Source organism: Sphingopyxis sp. H050 (assembly GCF_001468265.1).
In the GTDB taxonomy this organism is placed as follows: domain Bacteria; phylum Pseudomonadota; class Alphaproteobacteria; order Sphingomonadales; family Sphingomonadaceae; genus Sphingopyxis.
Map to the genome: position 1 here is coordinate 271,121 of NZ_LNRZ01000001.1, position 20,419 is coordinate 291,539.

Sequence of the window (20,419 nt, forward strand, 5' to 3'; positions counted from 1 at the left end):
CAACCGCGCAAAACGACGCGATTCGATGGAGAGCGACAGATGGCCCGCGACGTCTCGGACCTTTTTACATTCGACGAGTTCCTGACCCATTGGGCGGCGGATCGGCCCGACCGGCCGGCGATGCGCGAAGAGGATCGCCTGTTCACCTATGGCGAACTGGAAGAGCGCACCGCGCGCGTCGCGACTGCACTGCTCGCGGCGGGGCTGCAAAAGGGCGACCGCATCGCCTGGATCGGCAAGAACAGCGACCTTTATTTCACCCTCTTCTACGGCGCCGCGCGCGCGGGCATCGTGATGGCGCCGATCGGCTGGCGCCTGTCGCCGACCGAATGGGCCTATGTCGTCAACGACACCAAGGCCAAGATCGTCTTCACCGGCCCCGGCTTCGACGCGGTGCCCGACCAGCTCGCTGGCAAGCTGGAGCATGGTCCGCGCATCGTCGGCGCCGACGAGGCGCGTGCCTTGATCGCGAACACCGCCCGCGCATCGTTCACCCCCTCGGGGCAGGACGACGCGGTGCTTCAGCTCTACACCTCGGGCACCACGGGCAATCCCAAGGGCGCGGTGCTGTCGAACCGCAACCTCTTCGCGCTGCGCAAGCATTCGAACGACGCCGACATGCCCTACACCAAATGGGACGATGACGAGGCGGTGCTCGTCGCGATGCCCTGCGCGCATATCGGCGGCACCGGGCTCGGCATCATGGCGCTTGCCGCCGGGCTGCCCGGCATCATCCTTGCCGAATTCAACCCCGACGGGGTGTTCGACGCGGTCGAGCATCATGGCGTCACGCGCTTCTTCATCGTTCCCGCGGCGCTCCAGATGCTGCTGATGCACCCGCGCTGCGCCAGCGTCGACTACAGCCGCCTCAAATATATCCTCTACGGCGCCGCGCCGATCCCGCTCGAGTTGCTGCGCCAGTGCATCAAGATGTTCGGAGCCGATTTCATTCAGGCTTACGGGATGACCGAGACGACAGGCACGATCTGCATGCTGCCGCCCGAGGATCATGATCCCGAGGGGAATGCGCGGATGCGTTCGGCGGGCAAGGCGCTGCCCGGCGTCGAGATTCGCATTCTCGGTCCCGACGGCGAGAGCGTGCCGACGGGCGAGGTCGGCGAGGTCGTCACCCGCTCGTCGAACAACATGATCGGCTACTGGAACCTGCCCGAGGCGACCGCGAAGACGATGACCGCCGATGGCTGGATCCACACCGGCGACGCCGGCTATCTCGACGAGGACGGCTATCTCTTCATCCACGACCGGATGAAGGACATGATCATCTCGGGCGGCGAGAATGTCTATCCGGCCGAGGTCGAGAGCGCGATCTTCGGCCACCCCGCGGTACAGGAGGTCGCGGTGATCGGCATCCCCGACCAGAAATGGGGCGAGACGGTGAAGGCGGTCGTCGTGCCCAAGCCCGGCATGAGCGTCGAGGAAGCCGACATCATCGCCTGGGCCCGCGAACGCATCGCCGCCTTCAAGGCGCCGCGCAGCGTCGATGTGATCGAAGCGCTGCCGCGCAACGCCTCGGGCAAGATCCTGCGCAAGGACCTGCGTGCGCCCTATTGGGCGGGCTATGAGCGGATGGTGAATTGAGCGGTGGCGGCTAGCGACCGAAACACGACATTTATAGCTTCGTCATCCTGAACTTGTTTCAGGATCCACGGCCTACCGTTCCCTTCGGCGCGGCATTTCATTCGAGCTCAGCCCATGGATGCTGAAACAAGTTCAGCATGACGAGAATTGAGGGGCAGCTAACCACCCCAAAGCCGCCGTTTCCGCTAGCCCTTCTGCCGAGCCCTTGCCCGCCTGAACCCGTCGCGTTCCATGCACCGCTCCAGCCATATCTTCGTAGCGTCGCCCAACACATCGTCAGCACCCAGCGTCGTCGCCAGAAACGCCGCATAGCCGATCACGATATCGGCGATCGTGAAGCGCCCCGCGACCAGCCACTCGCGCCCGTCGGCCAGCGCCGCCTCGATGCTCTTGGCGCGGCCACCGAAGAAGGCCTTGTAATCCTCGACGGCTTGGCGCAGCCGTCGTTCCTCGGGCTCGACGCGCGTGTAGCGGATCATGATCGCGAGCGGGAAGGTCAGCGTCGCGTCGCTGCGGTGCAGCCAGTTGCGCCAATCCCAATAGTCGGGTTCGTCGCGGCGCACTTCGAGCGGCGTACCTTCGGCGATGCGTTCGCAGATCGCCGCGGATTCGGTCATCAGCCGGCCGTCCTCGACCCAGCCGGGAATCGTCATCAGCGGGTTCACCGCGCGATAGTCGGGCTCGAACGCGCGCGGCGGAAATTTGAGGAGGCGCAGGTCGACGTCGATCCCGGCCTCCTCGACCGCCCACAAACAGCGCAGCGAGCGCGCATCGGCGCAGTGGTACAGGATGGGTAACGTCACGCGGCAACCTCCTTTGGGCGGTCGATATGGCGGCGATGCTCGCGCCAGGCGATGAACAGGCCGCTCGCGACGATCAGCGGCGCGCCGATCCAGGTCGTCTCGGCAGGGAAGGTGCCGAAGAACCACCAGCCGCAGGCGATCGACCAGAGCAGCGCCGAATAGTCCATCGGAATGACGACCGCGACCGGTGCCAGTCGCAGCGCTCCGGTCAGCGACATCTGCACCACCGCTCCGGAGAAGCCGAGGCCGATCAGCAGCAGCCATTCGTGTGCGCTGTGCGGCGTATAGACGAAGGGCAGGGCGATCCCGAGCGGGATCATCGACAGCAGGCTGAACCAGAAGACGATCGTCGCGGCAGGCTCGGTGCGGCCGAGGTCGCGCACCGCGATCGTGATCAGCGCGGTCATCACCGCGCCCGTGAGCGCGATCAGCGTCCCCATCCCGTGCGCGCCGCCGAACCCGGCAGCAAAGCTCGCGCCGGGGTTGAGCACGACCAGCACGCCGATAAAGCCGACGATCACCGCGCCCCAGCGCTGCCAGCCGGTCTGCTCGCCGAGCAGGATCGCGGCAAAGATGACCGCGAAGATCGGCACCGACAGGTTGATCGTCGTCGCCTCGGCCATCGGCAGGAAGATCATGCCGCCGAAATTGCACGCCATGCCGGTCAGCCCCATCATCGCGCGGCGGGCGTGGGCGCCGATACGATCCGTCTTGAGCGAGGCGAAGCCCCCGGTCGTCGCCCGAATCCAGACGAGCAGGAAGGGCAGGACCAGCGCCTGCCGCCAGAACAGGCTTTCGGCGAGGTGGATGCCAGCCCGGTCGATATATTTGACGAGCACGAACATGAACGACAGGCTTGCCATCGCAAGCAGGCGGAGCGCGATGCCGCCCAGATAATGCTGCGGCGGGCCGGAGGATGGGGCGGCGGTCATGCGACTTCGCGCATATCAGGCGCATTGGGACGCGCAACCCGTCATCCCCCTTGCTCCCGCCCGGCAATCGGGCTAGGGGCGCACTCCGGCCTAGGGGTATAGCTCAGTTGGTAGAGCATCGGTCTCCAAAACCGAGGGTCGCGGGTTCGAGTCCTGCTGCCCCTGCCAGGCCGCGGTCCCGAAGGGGACCATGGGGATCCAGGGCGTCTCATAAAAACAAGAAAATCATCGGGTTAAAGGTAGTTGGCGTCCCGTCGCGTCCCACTTGCCCCGGATGATGGCCTGACAGCTAGAAACTGCCGGGATAGAGGCCACCGTCCATCAGGATATTCTGCCCGGTCAGATAGCCGGCATGGCGACTGCAGAGGAAGGCGCACATCGCGCCCATTTCGTCGGGATCGCCCACGCGGCCCGCGACGGCGTTGCCGGTCAAATGCTTCGTGATGTCCTTCGAATTGCGCAACCGCCCGGTGTCGAACGGACCGGGGAGCAGATTGTTGATCGTCACCCCCTTGCCCGAATATTGCGGCACCAGCCCGAAGACGAAATTGGTGAGCGCCGCGCGCGTCGCGTTCGACAGGCCGATCACCGGGATCGGGACGCGGACCGCCGACGAGGTGATGTTGACGATCCGGCCAAAGCCGCGCGCCGCCATATCGTCGGCGGTCAGCTTGATCAGTTCGACCGCCGCGAGAAGATTCTGGTCGATCGCCGCGATCCAGACGTCGCGGTCCCAGTCGCGATAGTCGCCCGGCGGCGGTCCGCCGGCGTTGTTGACGAGGATATCGACCTCGCGCGCCGCCCGGACCAGCTTCTCACGCACGTCGGGCTCGGTCACGCTGCCGACGACGGTGGTGACCGTCACATCGGGTGCATGCGCGCGAATTTCGGCCGCCGCCTCTTCGAGCGTTTCGGCCGTGCGCGCGTTGATCACGACATCAACGCCTTCGCCCGCCAGCGCCTTGGCGCAGGCGCGGCCGAGGCCGCTGCTCGCCGCACACACGATCGCGGTGCGCCCCTTGATACCCAGATCCACTCGTGCCTCTCCCCGGCTTATTGTTTCAGCATGTCGAGCGCGACGTCGACGATCATGTCTTCCTGCCCGCCGACCATCTTGCGCCGCCCAAGTTCGACGAGGATCGCGCGCGTGTCGAGTCCGTGGTCGGCGGCGGCTTTCTCCGCATGGCGAAGGAAGCTGGAGTAGACCCCGGCATAGCCGAGCGTCAGCGTCTCGCGGTCGACACGCACCGGGCGATCCTGCAGCGGACGGACGAGGTCTTCGGCGGCGTCCATCAGCGCATAGAGATCGCAGCCGTGGTTCCAGCCCGCGACGTCGGCCGCGGCGATGAAGACTTCGAGCGGCGCATTGCCCGCCCCCGCGCCCATGCCGGCGAGGCTCGCATCGACGCGCACCGCGCCGTTCTGCACCGCGACGATGCTGTTCGCGACGCCGAGGCTGAGATTGTGGTGCGCGTGGACGCCGCGCTGCGTCTCGGGCTTGAGCACCCGGTCATAGGCCTGCAGCCGCGCCGCATATTGATCCATCGTCATCGCGCCGCCGCTGTCGGTGACATAGACGCAGTGCGCGCCATAGCTTTCCATCAGCTTGGCCTGCTGCGCGAGCGGTTCGGGCTCCGACATATGGCTCATCATCAGGAAGCCCGAAACGTCCATGCCGATGCCGCGCGCAAACTCGATATGTTGCTTCGCGACATCGGCCTCGGTGCAGTGGGTCGCGATCCGCACCGAGCGCACGCCCATCTCATACGCGTGCTTCAGGTCGTGGATGGTGCCGATGCCCGGCAGCAGCAGCGTGGTCAGCACGCTATGCTCGAGCACCTCGGCGACCGCGCCGATCCAGTCCCAGTCGGTGTGGGCGCCGAAGCCGTAGTTGAAGCTCGACCCTTGGAGGCCGTCGCCGTGCGCGACCTCGATCGCATCGACCTTCGCCGCATCGAGTGCCTTGGCGATCGCCTTCACATGGTCGAGGCCGTACTGGTGCCGGATCGCGTGCATGCCGTCGCGGAGCGTGACGTCCTGGATGTAGAGCTTCTCGCTCGTCGGATCGAAGCTCATGCCGCCATCTCCTGCTTCATGCGGAGCGCGATCTTCTCGGCGGTCTTCAGCGCCGCCGAGGTCATGATGTCGAGGTTGCCGGCATAGGCCGGCAGGTAATGCGCGGCGCCTTCGACCTCGAGGAAGACGCTGACCTTCAAGCCTGTGAAGCTGCCGCCCATCTCCGGTATGCGCAGCGGCGCGTTGCCGCCGATGCTTTCGAACTGCACCGCCTGTTTCAGGCGATAGCCCGGCACATAGGTCTGCACCTCGGCGACCATCTCGTCGACGCTCCTTGCGATCGCTGCTCGGTCGGCGTCGTCGCACAGGCAATAGACGGTGTCGCGCATGATCAGCGGCGGTTCGGCGGGATTGAGGATGATGATCGCCTTGCCGCGCGTCGCCCCGCCGACCTCGACGATCGCCTGGCTTGTCGTCTCGGTGAATTCGTCGATGTTGGCGCGCGTGCCGGGGCCGGCGCTCTTCGAGGCGATCGAAGCGACGATTTCGCCATAGTGGACCTTGGCGACGCGGTTCACCGCCGCGACGATCGGGATCGTCGCTTGCCCGCCGCAGGTCACCATGTTGACGTTGGCGGCATCGAGGTGCGCATCGCCATTGACCGGTGGGATCGTGTAGGGACCGATCGCCGCGGGGGTCAGATCGACGACGCGCTTGCCGTGCGCTATCAGCACTTCGCTGTGCCGCCGGTGCGCGCCCGCCGACGTCGCGTCGAACACGATGCCGATATCGGCAAAGCCGGGCATCGCGACGAGCCCGTCGAGCCCGTCCGCGGTGGTCGGCACGCCAAGCCGCTCGGCGCGCTTCAGCCCGTCGCTGCCGGGATCGATCCCGACGAAGGCGCCCATCTCGAGCACGTCGGACAGGCGCATGATCTTGATCATCAGGTCGGTGCCGATGTTGCCCGATCCGATGATCGCGACTCTGGTCTTACCATCAGGCATGTTCGTCATCGTCTCAGCCCTCATAGGTGAAGCTGCACGCGCCGATCCCGGCGACCTCTGCACGGACATGATCGCCGGGGGTCAGCGCGACCATCGGCCCCAGCGCGCCCGCCAGCAGGATGTCACCAGCCTTCAATGGCTCGCCGCGCGCCGCTAGCGTCTGCGCAAGCCAGGCCGCGGCGTTGAGCGGATTGCCGAGCGCGGCGGCACCGATACCCGTCGAAGCGACCGCGCCGTTGATTTCCATCGCCATCGCCGCGCCTTCAAGGTCGAGCCCGTGCAGCGGCAGGCCTTCGTCGGCCAGCACGAAGAAGGCGGACGAGCCGTTGTCCGCGACGGTGTCGGCGAAGGTGATTTTCCAGTCCGCAATGCGGCTGTCGACGATCTCGATCGCGGCATGAACGGTCGCCACCGCCGCCGCGACCTGCTCGACATTCGTGTCGGCGTCGGGCAAGTCGGCTCCCAGCACGAAGGCGATTTCGGCCTCGGCCTTCGGCTGCAAGGTCTTTGCGGGGTCGAGCGTGCCGCCATCGGCAACGCGCATATCGTCGAACAAGACGCCGAAATCGGGCTGATCAACCCCGAGCTGTATCTGCACCGCCTTCGCGGTCAGGCCCGCCTTGCGACCCACGATCCGGCGCCCGGCGGCTTCCCAGAAACGCGTGTTGATGGTCTGCACGGCATAGGCGCCCTCGACATCGGTCGGCTCCAGACCGTCGCGCAGCGGGGGCACGGCCCCGGCATTATAGGCAGTGCGCAAGCGGAGCGCGAGATCGTCATGGCTGACCGTCATTCAAACATCCTCCCGATCCTGTCATTCTATGCGATCGGCTTTTGACCCGATAGTTGCGAGTGCGTATATATGCTCACATTATGAGTAATTCTAACATGCAAGGTTCGCAGTCGGCCGCTCGGACGCTGGCGCTTCTCGAAGCCGTCACGCTGGACGGCGGGCGCACGCCGGCCACCGAACTCATCGCCCGCGCGGGACTCGCCCCGGCGACCGGCCGGCGGCTGCTGGCGCTCTTGGTCGAACGGGAATTGCTGATGCGAATTGCGCGCGGCCGATATGCCGGCGGGGAAAGACTGCGCCAGCTCGCCGCGCGGGTGAGCCCGCATGCGCGCTTGATTGAGATCGCACGACCAATGCTCCGACGCCTCGCCCAAGCCGAGCGGGCGACCGCCTACCTCGGCGTTTTCGAAGGCGAAATGGTCACATATCTCGTCAAGGAAGGCGCGCAGACCGGATTCACGCGCGAGCGAATGCAGCTCGAAGCCTATTGCACGGCTATCGGCAAGGTGTTGCTCGCGCAGCTCGTGGAGAGCCGGCTCGATACCTATCTCGCCGCGCCCTTGGTGCCGCTGACGGCGCATACGATCACCGATCCCGCCCGGCTGCGTAACGAACTCGCGGCGACGCGCGTGCGCGGCTACGCGATCGACGATCGCGAAATGGCCGACGATCTCGGCTGCGTCGCGGTGCCGCTCCATCGATTGCGGGGTAGCGATTATGCGATTTCGCTGTCGGGATCGCCGCTGCGCTTCAACCCGGACCATGCGATGGATATCGCGGCCCGGCTCCAGAACACGGCGCGGCAGATCAGCGAGCAGTTGCGCCACTGAGCCCGCGCGCATTCGCCCAGCTTGCCCGCACCAGCGCTGCGAGCACCCCGACCTCCTCCGCATCGCGCGGCGCATACAGCATCACCGTGTCGGGCGACACGCTAGGCTGTCCGGCGAGCGGGTGCGGTTCGGCCCAGCCGGCAGCGATGGCGGCGCTGCGCAGCGGCTCGGGCAGGATGACGTGCAGACTGCAATCATCCTCCAGATGGACATGCGCAAACTCGTCGCCCAGCAGGAAGGCATTGCCATTGTCGCAGCAGGCCGCGGCGTCGAGATAAAAGCCTACCGAACCTGGCGGGGCGCGCAGACTGTGCCCCAGCTTCACATGCGCTAGCCCAGCAAGCTGCTCGATCAGTTCTGCCGCCAGACGACGCGCTTCGAGGACGATCTGGTCGACTTGGCTGTGCGGGGCGCAGGGGATGGTGCGCGGGCGCGGTCCCCGGCGCAGCGGCAAATCTGGGTCCACAAGGTCTCCCCTAGAAGGAATAGTCGATCCGCACGCCGATGGTGCGCGGCTTGGTATAGGCGGTCGTCGGGCTGACCCCGATGAAGCCCGGCGTCAGATATATGTTGTTGCGTTCGACGTTGTTTTCGATGTTCGTCACATAGCCGGTGACCCTGAGGCCCGGATCGCTGAGGCGATAGGTGACGGTCAGGTCGGTCTTGGTGTTCGACGGCACGCGGTCGATCGCATAATTGTTGAATTCGCGCAGATAGAAGGCGCTGTGGAAATTGCTGTTGGCCGCAAAGGTCAGCGTGCCCGACCCCAGTTCGACCTCGTAATTGATGCCGAGGTTGACCGTGTGGCGCGAGACGAAAGGCAGGCGGTTCCCCGAATAGTCGAGCAGCGGCCCCGGGCCCGCCAGCGGGTCGCGGTTGCGATATTCGTCGACCTCGGCATCGATATAGGAATAGCCCGCGGTAAAGGTGAAGCGATCGGACAGGCGCCAGCGCGTATCGAGTTCGATACCCCAGATCGTGCTGGCCGCGGCATTGGTCGTGAACTGCCCTGGCGTCACCCCGTCGGCGGCAACGCCGAGCGTGGTGAGCTGCAGATTGGTATAGTCGTAGTAGAAGGCGTCGAGATTGATCCGCGCGACGCGGTCGAACAGGTCCGACTTGATGCCGAATTCATAGGCGGTGATCGTTTCGGGGTCATAGGGCCGGCCGTCCGACGACAGGTTGAAGCCGCCCGCCTTGTAACCGTTCGACACGCTCGCATAGGCCAGCACGTCGGGCGCGACGTCATATTCGACTCCGGCCTTCCACGTGACCTTGTCGAACTTTACGTCCGCCGGGAACATCGCGTTGGGCAGGTCAGGCGGAAAGGGCTGGCCGAAATTGCCCCGCGTGATCTTGCGGCCGTCCTTCTTGTCCTCGGTATAACGGACGCCGCCGCTGACGCGGAAGGCATCGCTCAGCGCATAGGTGATCGACGCGAAGCCCGCGATCGTCTTGCTGTTCCCATATTCGTCGAGGATGAAATCGGGCAGGCTGATGACGCCGCCCGGCGTCAGGCCTTTCAGGCGGACGCGGCGAAGGTGTACGTGCTCTCGTCGAAATAATAGCCGCCGAGGATCCAGCTGAACGGGCCGTCGCGGGTCGACGCCAGCCGCGCTTCGACGCTGGTCGACTTATTGTCCTGATCCTTGTTGAAGATCGAGACGTCGACCGGCGATCCGTCGAAATCCTGTTGGTTATAACTGTCCTGCCACATGCGGCCGACCTGCAGATACGCCTCTACCCCGCCAAAATCCTTGCGCAGCCGCGCGAAGGCGAGCTTGGTTTCGACGGTCAGATAGGCCGGCGCGTCGATGTCGGTGACGCGCGGGTTCAGATTGAGGGGGGGCAGGGTGCGGAGCAGCGCCTGCACCGGCGGCGGCCCGCCGATATTGCGCTGCAGGAACTGGTTCGCGCTGCCCGTGCCCTTCAGCTTCGAATAGAGGCCATAGAGCAGCAGTTCGACGCTATCGACGTCGCCGACCTTGACCTGCCCGCGCACGGTGAGATCGCCGTTGGTGCCGTAAAGGTCGGGGCCGCGAAGATTCTTCAGATAGCCGTCTTCCTCGGTATAGACGGCGGAGATGCGCACCGCCGCAACGTCGCCGAGCGGGGCGTTCAACCAGCCGCGCACTTCCCACAGGTTGCGCGAGCCATAGCTCGCTCCGACCTCGCCCGCGAAATTGCCTTTCGACGGCTCGTTCGAAATCACGTTGATCACGCCGCCGGTCGCGTTGCGGCCATAGAGCGTGCCTTGCGGTCCCCGCAGCACTTCGACGCGGTTGACGTCATAGAAGACCGCGCTGCCGCCCGCCGGGCGCGAGACATAGAAATTGTCCTGATAGAAGGCGACGCCATTGTCGGTGATCGAACTCGTCCCCTGGATGCCGATCCCGCGCAGCGTGATCTTCACGCCGTCCTGCTCCTGTCCCACGCGAAGATTGGGGACATAGCTCTGCAGATTGTTGACGTCGTCGATCCCGCGTTCTTCCATCGCAGTGCCGCCGATCGCGGAGATGGCAAGCGGCGTGTCCTGCAGATTGGTCTCGCGCTTCTGGGCGGTGACGATGATCTCGTCATCGCCATAGCTGGCGGTATCCCCGGCGGGGGGCACGTCCTGCGCCTGCGCAGCTTGCGCGGCGGCGAGTGCGCCGATCGTGGCGCTGGCGGCAAGCAGCCTGCTGACCATCTTGTTCATTCGACCTCTCCCTCATAACATTCTAGCATGTAAGATTGGAGCAGGGAAAGCCCGAAAGCCGGCCCCGCTCCGTCCCCCTGATTATCCGGTTGCGCGGTAACGCTCGGCCGCGGCGGGCGGCGCCACGAGGTCGCTTGCCATGTCTTTCGATCGCCAGCGTGCGAGCAATTCCTCATATTCCAGCGGGCCGCCGCCATAGGTGCCGCCGACGAAGGTCGGCTTGTCGCGGAACTGTCCCTCGTTGTTCAGGAAGCCCGGCGTGCACTCTTCATAGAAATGTTCGTGATCGACATGCTTGGCCTCGAGCAACGCGTGCCAGCGCTCTTCGGCGTCGGTACTGGGTTCCAGCGCGGCAATGCCCCGGCTCCGGCAATGGGCGATGATCTCCGCCGCATGTTCGGCCTGCATGCGCAGCGTATGCGTGAAATTGAATGCAGTCGTCCCCTGCGCGGTGCCGCCGACGATATGGAAATTGGGAAAGCCGCTGAGCTGCGTGCCGTGGAGGGTGCGCAGGTCGCCTTCCCAGCGTTCGGCAAGCGTCACGCCGTCGCGGCCCGTCACCTTATAGCCGCCGACCTTGTGCGGGGGCGCGCCGACGTCGAAACCCGTCGCAAGGATGATCAGGTCCAGCGGATACTCCCGACCATTGGCGATGATCCCGGTTTCGGTGATCCGCTCGATGCCGCGCCCGTCCGTGTCGACCAGCGTGACGTTAGGACGGTTGAAGGTGGGCAGATACTCGTCGCTGAACAGCGGTCGCTTGCACAGGAAATTATACCAGGGCTTCAGTTTTGCGGCCAGATCGGGATCGGTGATCTCGGCGGTGACGCGGGCGCGGATGGCCTCCATCTTTTCGAAATCCGACTGCTGCATCTTTTCGTGGGGGTCCGGCGTCTCGCCGGCGGCACGCGCTTCGCGCATCAACTCGCCCATGCGCAGAAACAGGTCGCCCCAATGGTCGTCGACCAGCACCTCGGGAACCGGCTTGCCGGAGACGATGCCCAGGAAATTGTCCATGCGCCGACGCTGCCATCCCGGTTCCTGGCTCAGGAGCCAGTCGGCATCGGTTGGACGATTGGAGCGGATGTCGATCGCCGACGGGGTGCGCTGGAAGACATAGAGCTCCTTGGCATGCTCGGCGACGCGCGGGACGATCTGCACTGCGGTCGCACCCGTGCCGATCACCCCGACGCGCTTGTCGGCAAGCCCGGTCAGTCCGCCGTTCTGATCGCCGCCGGTATAGCCATAGTCCCAGCGCGCCGAGTGAAACATGCGGCCCGTGAAGTCGCGGATCCCGGGAATGCCGGGCAGCTTCACCTTGGCGAGGGGTCCCTGGCTGACGGTCACGAACCGCGCGGCGATGCGGTCGCCGCGGTCGGTCAGCGCGATCCAGCGTTCGGCACCTGCATCCCAATCCATCCGCTCGATCCGCGTCTGGAACAGCGTCCGCTCGTAAAGGCCGAAATGACGGCCGATCGCCTGGCAATGCGCGAAGATCTCGGCGCCGGTCGAATAGCGTTCCGCCGGGACGGTCCCGACCTCCTCGAGCAGCGGCATATAGATATAGGATTCGATGTCGCAGCGGACGCCGGGATAGCGGTTCCAGTACCAGGTGCCGCCGAAGTCGCCCGCTTGTTCGACGATGCGGAAATCGGCGATACCGCGGCGGACGAACTCGGCGGCGGTCTGAAGTCCGCCGATTCCGCCGCCGACGATAAGAACCTCGACGTCCTCGGCCACGGCGCTGCGGGCAAAGCCGGGTTCGACATAAGGGTCGGCCACGAAATCGGCGAAGTCGCCGCTCGCCTCGATATATTGTGTTTCGCCGTCACGGCGCAGGCGTTTGTCGCGCTCGGCCAGGTAGCGGGCGCGCAGCGCCTCGCCATCAAAGATCGGGCCGGTCGTCGGGCCTGAGGCCATCGTTTCTCACTCCCTTGCGGCGCCTCTGTGGGTGCTCGGCGGTGGAGGGGGCCGGCTTTCGCGCTTCCGATTGAACGAGTCGCGCGGGCCGGCCGCCCTATGCTATGCGCTTTAGCGCAACTGCGACTTGCATGCAAGTATGTTAGTTACGCGGCGGCGCGATGTTTGCGCATGCCGGCGAGGACCGACGAGGCGACCGCGCCGATATGGGTCTCGGCGAGCGTCCGGGCGCGAGCGGGGGATTTGGAGGCGATCGCCTCGATGATCTCGTCATGCTCGCGCGCGGCGTCGGCCATGAACGGATCGAAGCCGCCGGCCTGGTTGATGAAGAAATCGGACATGTTGAAATTGCTGTTCTGCCGTTCATCGACGAAGGGCGATTGCGCCATGTCGTGGATCAGCTGGTGGAAGGCGCGATTGAGCTGGCCATATTCTGCGGCGCTGTGCGGATCGCCGAAGTCGATCGCCAAAATGCGGCCCTGAAGTGCCCGCAAATCCCGCATTTGCGCGTCGGTGCGCCGCGCCGCCGCCAGTTCCGCGAGCAATCCTTCGAGCCGTTCGAACATCAGGTAGAAGTCGGCGATCTCGTCATGACCGGGGTTCACCACTTCGCAGCCGACCTGCGGGATGATGCGGACAAAGCCCTCCGAGCTCAGCCGGTTGAGCGCTGCCATAATCGGCTGGCGGCTCGCGCCCGTATCGGCGGCAAGCTCCTTCACCGACAGGCGCTGGCCGAAGCTGTAGCGCGCTTCGACGAGCCGGCTGACCAGCAGGTCGTAGATTTCATCCTTCTTGTTCACGCCGTCAGCCTCCGACCTCGCGCGCCGAGGTCTGCCGATTATCTCTCTCGACGAACTAGAATGCAAGAGTCGATCGTCAAGCGACTCCTGTGCCCCGATCCTAACAAAAATCCCCAAATGTCATGGGATTTTGAGGATGGGGCCAGACTCGCGGTGCGGTGATTTGAACCCGCTTCAGCCGACCTGGCTTTACTTTGCCTTCTAGCATGCTAGGATGTATATCGAATCAGACGGGAGAGATCGCATGTTTTTGTGGCCCGAAATCGCGGCGGGGACGATCCGTCTGGGATATGTGCAGGCGGGACCCGTGCGGACGCGCTATGTCGAGGCGGGTGACCCGCACGCACGCGAGGCGGTGGTTTTCATCCCCGGCACCGGTGGACATCTGGAGGCCTTCACCCGCAACCTGCTGCCGCATGCTGAACATTGGCGGACGATCGCGCTCGACATGGTCGGCCACGGCTACAGCAGCAAGCCCGACCATGATTACGAGATCCGGCATTATGTGCAGCATCTGCTCGACTTCGCCGACGCGCTGGGTCTCGACCGGCTCCACGTTCATGGCGAGTCGCTCGGCGGCTGGATCGCGGCGCAGTTCGCGATCGACCATCCGGGGCGTGTTGCGTCACTGACGCTGAATACCGCGGGCGGGCTGAACACCGACCCGAAGGTCATGGAGCGCGTCTATAATGTCACGATGAAGGCGGTGGCGGAGGCCAGTCCGGAAACGGTGCGCGCGCGGCTCGAATGGCTGATGAACGATCCCGCCCGCGTGACCGACGATCTCGTCGAACTGCGTCTCGCCATCTACACTCAGCCCGGATTTTTGCAGGCGATGGAGCATATCCTGTGCCTGCAGAATATGGATATCCGCATGCGCAACGTCCTGACCGACGAAAGCCTGTCGAGGATCAGCGCCCCGACGCTCGTCATCTGGACCGATCACGACCCCACTGCGCCGGTCGCGACGGGCGAGCGTTTCGTCGCGGCGATCCCGAACGCCCGGCCGCTGGTCGTGATGGACGACTGCGCGCACTGGCCGCAGTGGGAAAAGGCTGACGAATTCAATGCGCTTCACATCGAGTTTCTGCGCGCCCACGCGCTGACGCCCGCGTGACGGAGCGGTTCGCATGACCGTGCGCCTGATCTGCGCATCGCACACCCCGCTGATGGACCATGTCGATGCCGACCCGGCGATCGACGCCGAGGTGCGGGCGGCGTTCCGCGCGCTGGGCGAAGAGGTTCGGGCCTTTGATCCCGAGCTGGTGATCCAGTTCGCGCCCGATCATTTCAAGGGCTTCTTCTACGACATGCTGCCGCCCTTCACGGTCGGCATCCGCGCCGAGGCGATTGGTGATTATGACATCGGCAGCGGCGCGTTCGACGTGCCAGAGGATATGGCGCTCGACTGCATCCGCGCCTTGCATGCCGACGATGTCGACGTCGCCATGTCATACCGGATGCAGGCCGATCATGGCTTCGCGCAGTTGCTCGTGCTGCTCGGCAGACGAAACTGGCGCGGCTGTCCGTGCGCTGGAGTGAAAGCGCGTAAATTGCCTGCTCGAGATGCGACCTTTTATCGGCCATAGGCGGCGCAGGACAATCTTCTGCTGATCTGGTCGATGATCATGGGAGCACGAGCGTCACCGACGCTCGTGCTCGTTGGCCCATTAACATGGTCAAGCCGCGTCAGCAGTTGCCCTTCACGCCATCGGCACAGTCTCCGACCGATTCAACGTCGCGTCCGGCGCCTTTCACCGTGTTGCAAGCAGACAGAGCCAAGATCGAGCAGCCCATCGCAAAAATTGTCAGAAGCTTTGTCATCGTATCTCTCCTACGGCCAGGGTGGCCGCCTTCCGATTGCGATTACCGCTTCGCGAAAAGATTGTTCCGTTGCATCGGTTTGCCATAGCCGAAGCGTTCAAAACGAACGCCAAGCCGGGGCAGCGGGTCATAGCACCGTCGCAGCTGCGTATGCCGCGTAGGCTCTTCAACTGCCGCGGCGATCCTGCCTGAACAATGAATGCCCGCGGCGCTTTTGATGGTGCAAAGGATCAGGCCAGGCCGTCCGCGCGGTTTTCTCGCTCCTGATGCCGACCAACCGAGGCGGCTGGATCGTTGCATTCGTAGTCTTCGCGCTTTGTAGCCTGCGGACGTGAACTGCGCCGCATCATCCAAGGCCAAATGTTATTCGTTGAATCTCAAGCTGATATTCACTCTTGAAGAGGGAAAGCGGCGGATCCCAGCCATGGGTGGCGCACCCAATGCCAAAAGCAATTATCGCTGCGAACGCGTTGACAAAGAGAACGTTATCATTTAGGTGAACGTTCACATTCAAATGCCATCAACAGAATGGCGATATTGGGAGGGTTACGGGATGCAGGCTTCGCACAAGCATTGGCTCGCCAAATTCATGGTCGGTACGTCGGCGCTGGCGCTGATCGGCACGGCCCAGGCGGCCATGGCACAGGAAGCACCGGCTGACGTCAGCGAAGGCGATGAAATCGTCGTTACCGGCATCCGCGCCAGCCTTTCCGCGGCGGCGGATATCAAGCGCGACGCGCAAGGCGTCGTCGATGCCATCTCGTCCGAAGATATCGGCAAATTCCCCGACACCAACCTCGCCGAATCGCTCCAGCGTATCACCGGCGTTTCAATCGACCGCTCGAATGGGGAGGGCTCGACCGTCACGGTCCGCGGCTTCGGTCCCGATTTCAACCTCGTCACGCTCAATGGCCGGCAAATGCCGACGGCGCTCATCGGCGACGGCGGCAGCGCCCCTTCGTCGCGTTCGTTCGACTTCGCCAATCTCGCTTCCGAAGGCGTGTCGGCGGTCGAAGTCTACAAAAGCGGCCGGGCGACGATCGAATCGGGCGGCATCGGCTCGACGATCAACATCCGTACCCCCCGCCCGCTCGACAAGCCGGGCCTGTACGGCAGCCTGTCGGCGAAGGCCGTCTATGACTCGTCGCGCAACGACGGCAATCCGATTACGCCTGAAATTTCGGGCATCTTCAGCACGACGCTCGGCGACGACACGATCGGCATCCTGATCACGGGGTCGTATCAGAAGCGCAAGGCGAGCGAGAACAAGGCGAATGTGGGCTGGCGCGACGGCTATTTAGGCAGCGAGAACAATTGGGGCTCGCTGGCGCAGCCGGGCGATCCGCGCTTTGCGAACATCACCAACCGCCCCGATGCGACCGACGTCTATCAGGTGCCGCAAAACGCGTCCTATGACCTCAACGACATCGACCGCGAGCGCATCAACGGTCAGGCAGTGCTGCAATTCCGCCCGAGCGACGCGCTGACCGCAACGCTCGACTATACCTATTCCCGCAACACGGTGACGACGCGCAACAGCAACGTCGGCATCTGGTTCAACCATGAAGATACGTCGAGCGCGTGGACCGACGGTCCGGTCGCCGGCCCGATCTTCTATACCGAACGCTTCGCCGCCCCGCCGGCCCCGCCCAGCACGACCGCGCTCAATGGGGGCAAGGATCTGTCGTACAGCGGCGCGCTGACCGATAACCGGGCCGAAAACCGCTCGGTCGGATTCAATCTGCAGTGGGACGGGCCGGAGGGTGTCTTCGTCGAACTCGATGCGCATCATTCGACCGCGACGGTCAAGCCGGTCAACCGCTTCGGGTCGAGCATGTCGGTCGGCAACGCGATCTTCGGCGTGCGAACCCAGACGATCAATTTCGAGAACGACCTGCCGATCATTTCCTATGCGATGCACCCGGGAATCGATCCGCTTAACGCCGCATTGATCCAGCCCACGGGCAATGCCTTCCGCGCCGCCTATTTCCGCGACGAGATCAATCAGGTCCAGCTGCGCGGCCGCTATGATCATGAAGGCGGCTTCCTCGACAGCATCGATTTCGGCGTGTCCTATGTCGAAAATAATGTCCGTTCGGCCTTTGGCACGATCCAGAACGATACCTGGGGTGGCGCTGGTCCGGCGTCGGACATTCCCGACGACATCTTCACGCTCGAGACGCTGCCCGACAAATTCCCCGGTCTGGCGCAGCCGGGAATGATCCAGAGCTTCTATACCTTCGATTTCGAACGGATGGTCGACCTGATCGAGTCCAAGTACGGCACGTGCAGCCGGCCGCAGACGGGTTCGCAGGCGATCCCCGGCACCTGTATCGCCACCTACAACACCGACCGGCGGATTACCGAAAAGACGCTGGCGCCCTATCTGCAGGTTGCGAGCAAGTTCGACTTGTTCGACAATCCCGCGCATTTCGTCGCGGGCGTCCGCTACGAGACAACCGATATTTCCTCGGCGGCGCTGGTTCCCGTCCCGACGGGCACGCGCTGGGTCGGCGATAACGAGTTCAACATCATCTTCTCCGGCCAGAGCGATTTTACCCGTTTCAAGGGGTCGTATGAGAATTGGCTGCCCGCGTTCGACTTCGACGTCTCGCCGATCGAGAACGTAAAGCTGCGCGCGTCGTACAGCCACACGATCACGCGGCCCGACTATGCCAATATGCAGGGGGGGCGCACGCTCGACACGTTGTTCCGCGTCGGCGGGGGCACGGGAGCGCAAGGCAATCCGGGCCTGATCCCCTACAAATCGAAGAATATCGATCTGTCGGCCGAATGGTACTACATGCCCGGCAGCTATCTGTCGGTCGGCTATTTCCACAAGGATGTCAGCAACTTCATCTCGACCACCCGCGTCGATACCGAGGCATTCGGGCTGCGGACGCCCGTGGGCGGTCCGCGCTGGAATGCCGCGCTCGCAGCGCGGGGGCAGAATGCGACGGTTTCGCAGATCCGCCAATATATCTTCGCCAACTATCCGGGATCGGTGACGATCACCGGTGGCACGCAAGAGGGCAATTTTGTCGGGACGATCAACACGCTGCCCGAGGATCCGGCGCTCAACTTCCAGATCACACAGCCGATCAACAGCGATCAGACGGCGTCGCTTAACGGCTTCGAATTTGCGCTCCAGCACAGCTTCTGGGACACCGGCTTCGGCGTCATCCTGAACTATACAATCGTCAACGGCGACGCGACCTACGACAATACGCAGCCGTCGTCGGTGCCGCAGTTCGCGCTCACCGGCCTCAGCGACAGCGCCAACGCGGTCGCCTATTACGACAAGAACGGGTTGCAGGCGCGCGTTGCTTGGAACTGGCGCGACGAATTCCTCCAGAGCAGCGGGCCGAACCCGACCTATATCGAGGAATATTGGCAGATCGACGCCAGCGCGAGCTATGAGTTCATTCCGGGCTTCACAGTCTTTGCCGAGGCGATCAACCTGACCGGCGAAGGGCGCCGCGGGCACCTGCGGAGCAAGAACAACGTCACCTTCGCGTCGCCGGGCTATGCCCGCTACGCGGCCGGCGTCCGGTTCAACTTCTAGGCCTGGCCACACCTTCCGTGGCAAGAGAGCCGTGCCTTCCCCGGGGTGCGGCTCTTTTGCGTGACGGACGGCGACGAGTGGCTTAGGAACGTTCCCAATGGCGCAAAAAGTGGAGAGGGTGGTCATTGTTGGCGGCGGCACGGCCGGCTGGCTAGCCGCGTCGCTGCTCGCCGTATCACGCCGTGCAAAAGCCGCGCCGCTGTCGGTGACGCTGGTCGAGGCGCCCGATGTGCCGATCGTCGGCGTGGGCGAGGGCACTTGGCCGACGATGCGCGCGACGCTGGCTGCCATAGGTCTCGATGAGGGCGATTTTCTGTCGGCGTGCGACGGCGCGTTCAAGCAGGCGTCGCGCTTCGATGGCTGGGTCGATGGCTCCGCGGATGACAGCTATCTCCACCCCTTCACGACACCGCCGGCGGTGCCGACGGGCGAGTTGCTTGCGGCGTGGCAGGTGGCGGCGCCCGACCAGCCCTATGCAACAGCGATGAGCGCGCAGGCGGCGGTTTGCAGCGAGCATCTGGCCCCGCGGCAGCGGGCGATGCCGGGCTATCAGGGCGCCGCCAACTATGCCTATCATTTCGACGCCGGGAAATTCGCGGCGCTGCTGGCAACACACGCGACGCGCGAACTGGGCGTCACGCATGCCCTTGCGCATGTCACCGGCGTCGAGCGAGCCGCGAATGGCGACATCTCCGCGCTGACCGTGCGTGACGGCGCTGCGATTACGGGCGACCTGTTCATCGATTGCACCGGCTTTGCCGGGCTGCTGATCGGTCGCGCGCTAGACATCGAGTGGATCGACCGCGGTGGCCAGCTGTTCAACGACCGCGCGATCGCATCGCAGGTGCCTGTCCCGCCGGGCAGCCCCATTGCATCGCAGACGATCGCGACCGCGCACGAAGCGGGGTGGATCTGGGACATCGGCCTGCCATCGCGGCGAGGGATCGGCTGTGTCTATTCCAGCCGCTTTATGGAGCCCGATGCCGCAGAGGCCGTGCTGCGCGCCCATATCGCCCGCGAACTGCCCGACGCGCCTGAGGTGCCCTTCCGGCATATCGACTTTCGCACCGGCCACCGCGCCCGTTTCTGGGAGAAGAATTGTATTGCGGTGGGGCTGTCGGCGGGCTTCATCGAGCCGCTCGAGGCCTCGGCGATCGTGCTGATCGAACTGTCGCTGCGCGCGCTCACCGACAATTTTCCTGCCGATCGGACGGCGATGGATATTCACGCCGCGCGCTTCAACACGCTCTTCCGCTATCGCTGGGACCGCATCGTCGAGTTTCTGAAGCTCCATTATGTGCTCAGCCGCCGCGACGAGCCCTATTGGCGCGCGCACCGCGAGCCAAGTCATATCCCGCCGCACCTTGCCGAGATGCTGGAGCTGTGGCGCAGCCAGCCGCCGTCGACGTGGGACTTTCCCTACGTCGACGAGATTTTCTCGGCCGAGAGCCACCAATATATCCTCTACGGCATGGGCTTCCCTGCTCCCGCCGGCTGGTCCACGAGCGACCGCGCGATGACGGCGCTGGCCGAGATACGGCAGCGCGCGCGGATGCTCACCGCGGGATTGCCGACGAACCGTAGCTACCTCGACGCGCTCGCTGCCGAACGCATCGCCGCCGAATAAAGAAAGAG

At 64.4% G+C, this 20,419-nt stretch carries 18 protein-coding genes and 1 tRNA gene; 7 read left to right on the forward strand and 12 right to left on the reverse strand.

Annotated features, from left to right (window positions below; translation table 11 throughout):
- Positions 1-39 precede the first annotated feature (39 nt).
- Complete coding sequence (locus ATE67_RS01230; RefSeq protein ID WP_058814875.1) at positions 40-1,599, forward strand: fatty acid--CoA ligase; 1,560 nt, start codon at positions 40-42, stop codon at positions 1,597-1,599.
- Positions 1,600-1,784: 185 nt separating this feature from the next.
- On the opposite strand, the gene ATE67_RS01235 is transcribed toward ATE67_RS01230, so the two are convergent.
- Both ATE67_RS01235 and ATE67_RS01240 read right to left on the reverse strand, forming a co-directional pair.
- Positions 1,785-2,402 (reverse strand): glutathione S-transferase family protein, encoded by a 618-nt coding sequence (locus tag ATE67_RS01235; RefSeq protein ID WP_058814876.1) that lies wholly within the window; start codon positions 2,400-2,402, stop codon positions 1,785-1,787.
- Positions 2,399-3,334, reverse strand: a complete 936-nt coding sequence (locus ATE67_RS01240) for a DMT family transporter (RefSeq protein ID WP_058814877.1) — start codon at positions 3,332-3,334, stop codon at positions 2,399-2,401. Before ATE67_RS01240 ends, ATE67_RS01235 begins: the two co-directional genes overlap by 4 nt.
- A gap of 92 nt (positions 3,335-3,426) precedes the next feature.
- Here ATE67_RS01240 and ATE67_RS01245 point away from each other — a divergent pair.
- A tRNA-Trp gene (locus ATE67_RS01245) sits at positions 3,427-3,502 on the forward strand.
- Positions 3,503-3,623: 121 nt separating this feature from the next.
- On the opposite strand, the gene ATE67_RS01250 is transcribed toward ATE67_RS01245, so the two are convergent.
- Genes ATE67_RS01250 through ATE67_RS01265 form a run of 4 tightly spaced genes read right to left on the reverse strand, consistent with a single transcriptional unit; the run spans position 3,624 to position 7,147 of the window.
- Positions 3,624-4,370: an SDR family oxidoreductase gene (locus ATE67_RS01250; RefSeq protein ID WP_058814878.1), complete on the reverse strand. Its 747-nt coding sequence runs from the start codon at positions 4,368-4,370 to the stop codon at positions 3,624-3,626.
- Between the two features lie 17 nt (positions 4,371-4,387).
- Positions 4,388-5,410, reverse strand: a complete 1,023-nt coding sequence (dmpG, locus tag ATE67_RS01255; RefSeq protein ID WP_058814879.1) for a 4-hydroxy-2-oxovalerate aldolase — start codon at positions 5,408-5,410, stop codon at positions 4,388-4,390.
- Positions 5,407-6,363, reverse strand: a complete 957-nt coding sequence (locus tag ATE67_RS01260; RefSeq protein ID WP_082660126.1) for an acetaldehyde dehydrogenase (acetylating) — start codon at positions 6,361-6,363, stop codon at positions 5,407-5,409. The genes dmpG and ATE67_RS01260 overlap by 4 nt, the downstream gene beginning before the upstream one ends.
- Positions 6,364-6,367: 4 nt before the next feature.
- Positions 6,368-7,147 (reverse strand): 2-keto-4-pentenoate hydratase, encoded by a 780-nt coding sequence (locus ATE67_RS01265; protein ID WP_058814880.1) that lies wholly within the window; start codon positions 7,145-7,147, stop codon positions 6,368-6,370.
- Between the two features lie 80 nt (positions 7,148-7,227).
- Here ATE67_RS01265 and ATE67_RS01270 point away from each other — a divergent pair, with 80 nt between their 5' ends.
- Entirely contained in the window at positions 7,228-7,977 is a 750-nt protein-coding gene (locus ATE67_RS01270; RefSeq protein ID WP_082660127.1) for an IclR family transcriptional regulator, read from the forward strand.
- On the opposite strand, the gene ATE67_RS01275 is transcribed toward ATE67_RS01270, so the two are convergent.
- The 5 genes from ATE67_RS01275 to ATE67_RS01295 all read right to left on the reverse strand — a co-directional run bounded on the left by ATE67_RS01275 (position 7,955) and on the right by ATE67_RS01295 (position 13,395).
- Positions 7,955-8,443, reverse strand: coding sequence for a luciferase domain-containing protein (locus tag ATE67_RS01275; RefSeq protein ID WP_156416853.1), 489 nt, complete (start codon positions 8,441-8,443; stop codon positions 7,955-7,957). The genes ATE67_RS01270 and ATE67_RS01275 overlap by 23 nt on opposite strands.
- A gap of 10 nt (positions 8,444-8,453) precedes the next feature.
- The gene (locus ATE67_RS01280; RefSeq protein WP_082660128.1) at positions 8,454-9,560 is read right to left on the reverse strand and encodes a TonB-dependent receptor; all 1,107 of its coding nucleotides are present in this window, start codon (positions 9,558-9,560) and stop codon (positions 8,454-8,456) included.
- A complete protein-coding gene (locus tag ATE67_RS01285; protein WP_058814884.1) occupies positions 9,500-10,675 on the reverse strand; it encodes a TonB-dependent receptor in 1,176 nt (391 codons plus the stop codon). The genes ATE67_RS01280 and ATE67_RS01285 overlap by 61 nt, the downstream gene beginning before the upstream one ends.
- An 81-nt stretch (positions 10,676-10,756) precedes the next feature.
- A complete protein-coding gene (locus ATE67_RS01290) occupies positions 10,757-12,595 on the reverse strand; it encodes a flavin-containing monooxygenase (RefSeq protein ID WP_082660129.1) in 1,839 nt (612 codons plus the stop codon).
- Between the two features lie 146 nt (positions 12,596-12,741).
- Positions 12,742-13,395, reverse strand: a complete 654-nt coding sequence (locus ATE67_RS01295) for a GntR family transcriptional regulator (RefSeq protein ID WP_058814885.1) — start codon at positions 13,393-13,395, stop codon at positions 12,742-12,744.
- A gap of 244 nt (positions 13,396-13,639) precedes the next feature.
- Here ATE67_RS01295 and ATE67_RS01300 point away from each other — a divergent pair, with 244 nt between their 5' ends.
- A complete protein-coding gene (locus ATE67_RS01300; protein ID WP_058814886.1) occupies positions 13,640-14,512 on the forward strand; it encodes an alpha/beta fold hydrolase in 873 nt (290 codons plus the stop codon).
- Positions 14,513-14,525: 13 nt separating this feature from the next.
- Positions 14,526-14,984 carry a hypothetical protein gene (locus ATE67_RS01305; RefSeq protein ID WP_058814887.1) on the forward strand — a complete coding sequence of 153 codons (459 nt, stop codon included), beginning with the start codon at positions 14,526-14,528 and terminating at the stop codon, positions 14,982-14,984.
- Between the two features lie 100 nt (positions 14,985-15,084).
- On the opposite strand, the gene ATE67_RS01310 is transcribed toward ATE67_RS01305, so the two are convergent.
- Positions 15,085-15,219, reverse strand: a complete 135-nt coding sequence (locus ATE67_RS01310; protein ID WP_058814888.1) for an entericidin A/B family lipoprotein — start codon at positions 15,217-15,219, stop codon at positions 15,085-15,087.
- A gap of 553 nt (positions 15,220-15,772) precedes the next feature.
- Here ATE67_RS01310 and ATE67_RS01315 point away from each other — a divergent pair.
- Positions 15,773-18,784, forward strand: a complete 3,012-nt coding sequence (locus tag ATE67_RS01315; RefSeq protein WP_058814889.1) for a TonB-dependent receptor — start codon at positions 15,773-15,775, stop codon at positions 18,782-18,784.
- Between the two features lie 97 nt (positions 18,785-18,881).
- Complete coding sequence (locus ATE67_RS01320) at positions 18,882-20,411, forward strand: tryptophan halogenase family protein (RefSeq protein ID WP_058814890.1); 1,530 nt, start codon at positions 18,882-18,884, stop codon at positions 20,409-20,411.
- Positions 20,412-20,419 lie beyond the last annotated feature (8 nt).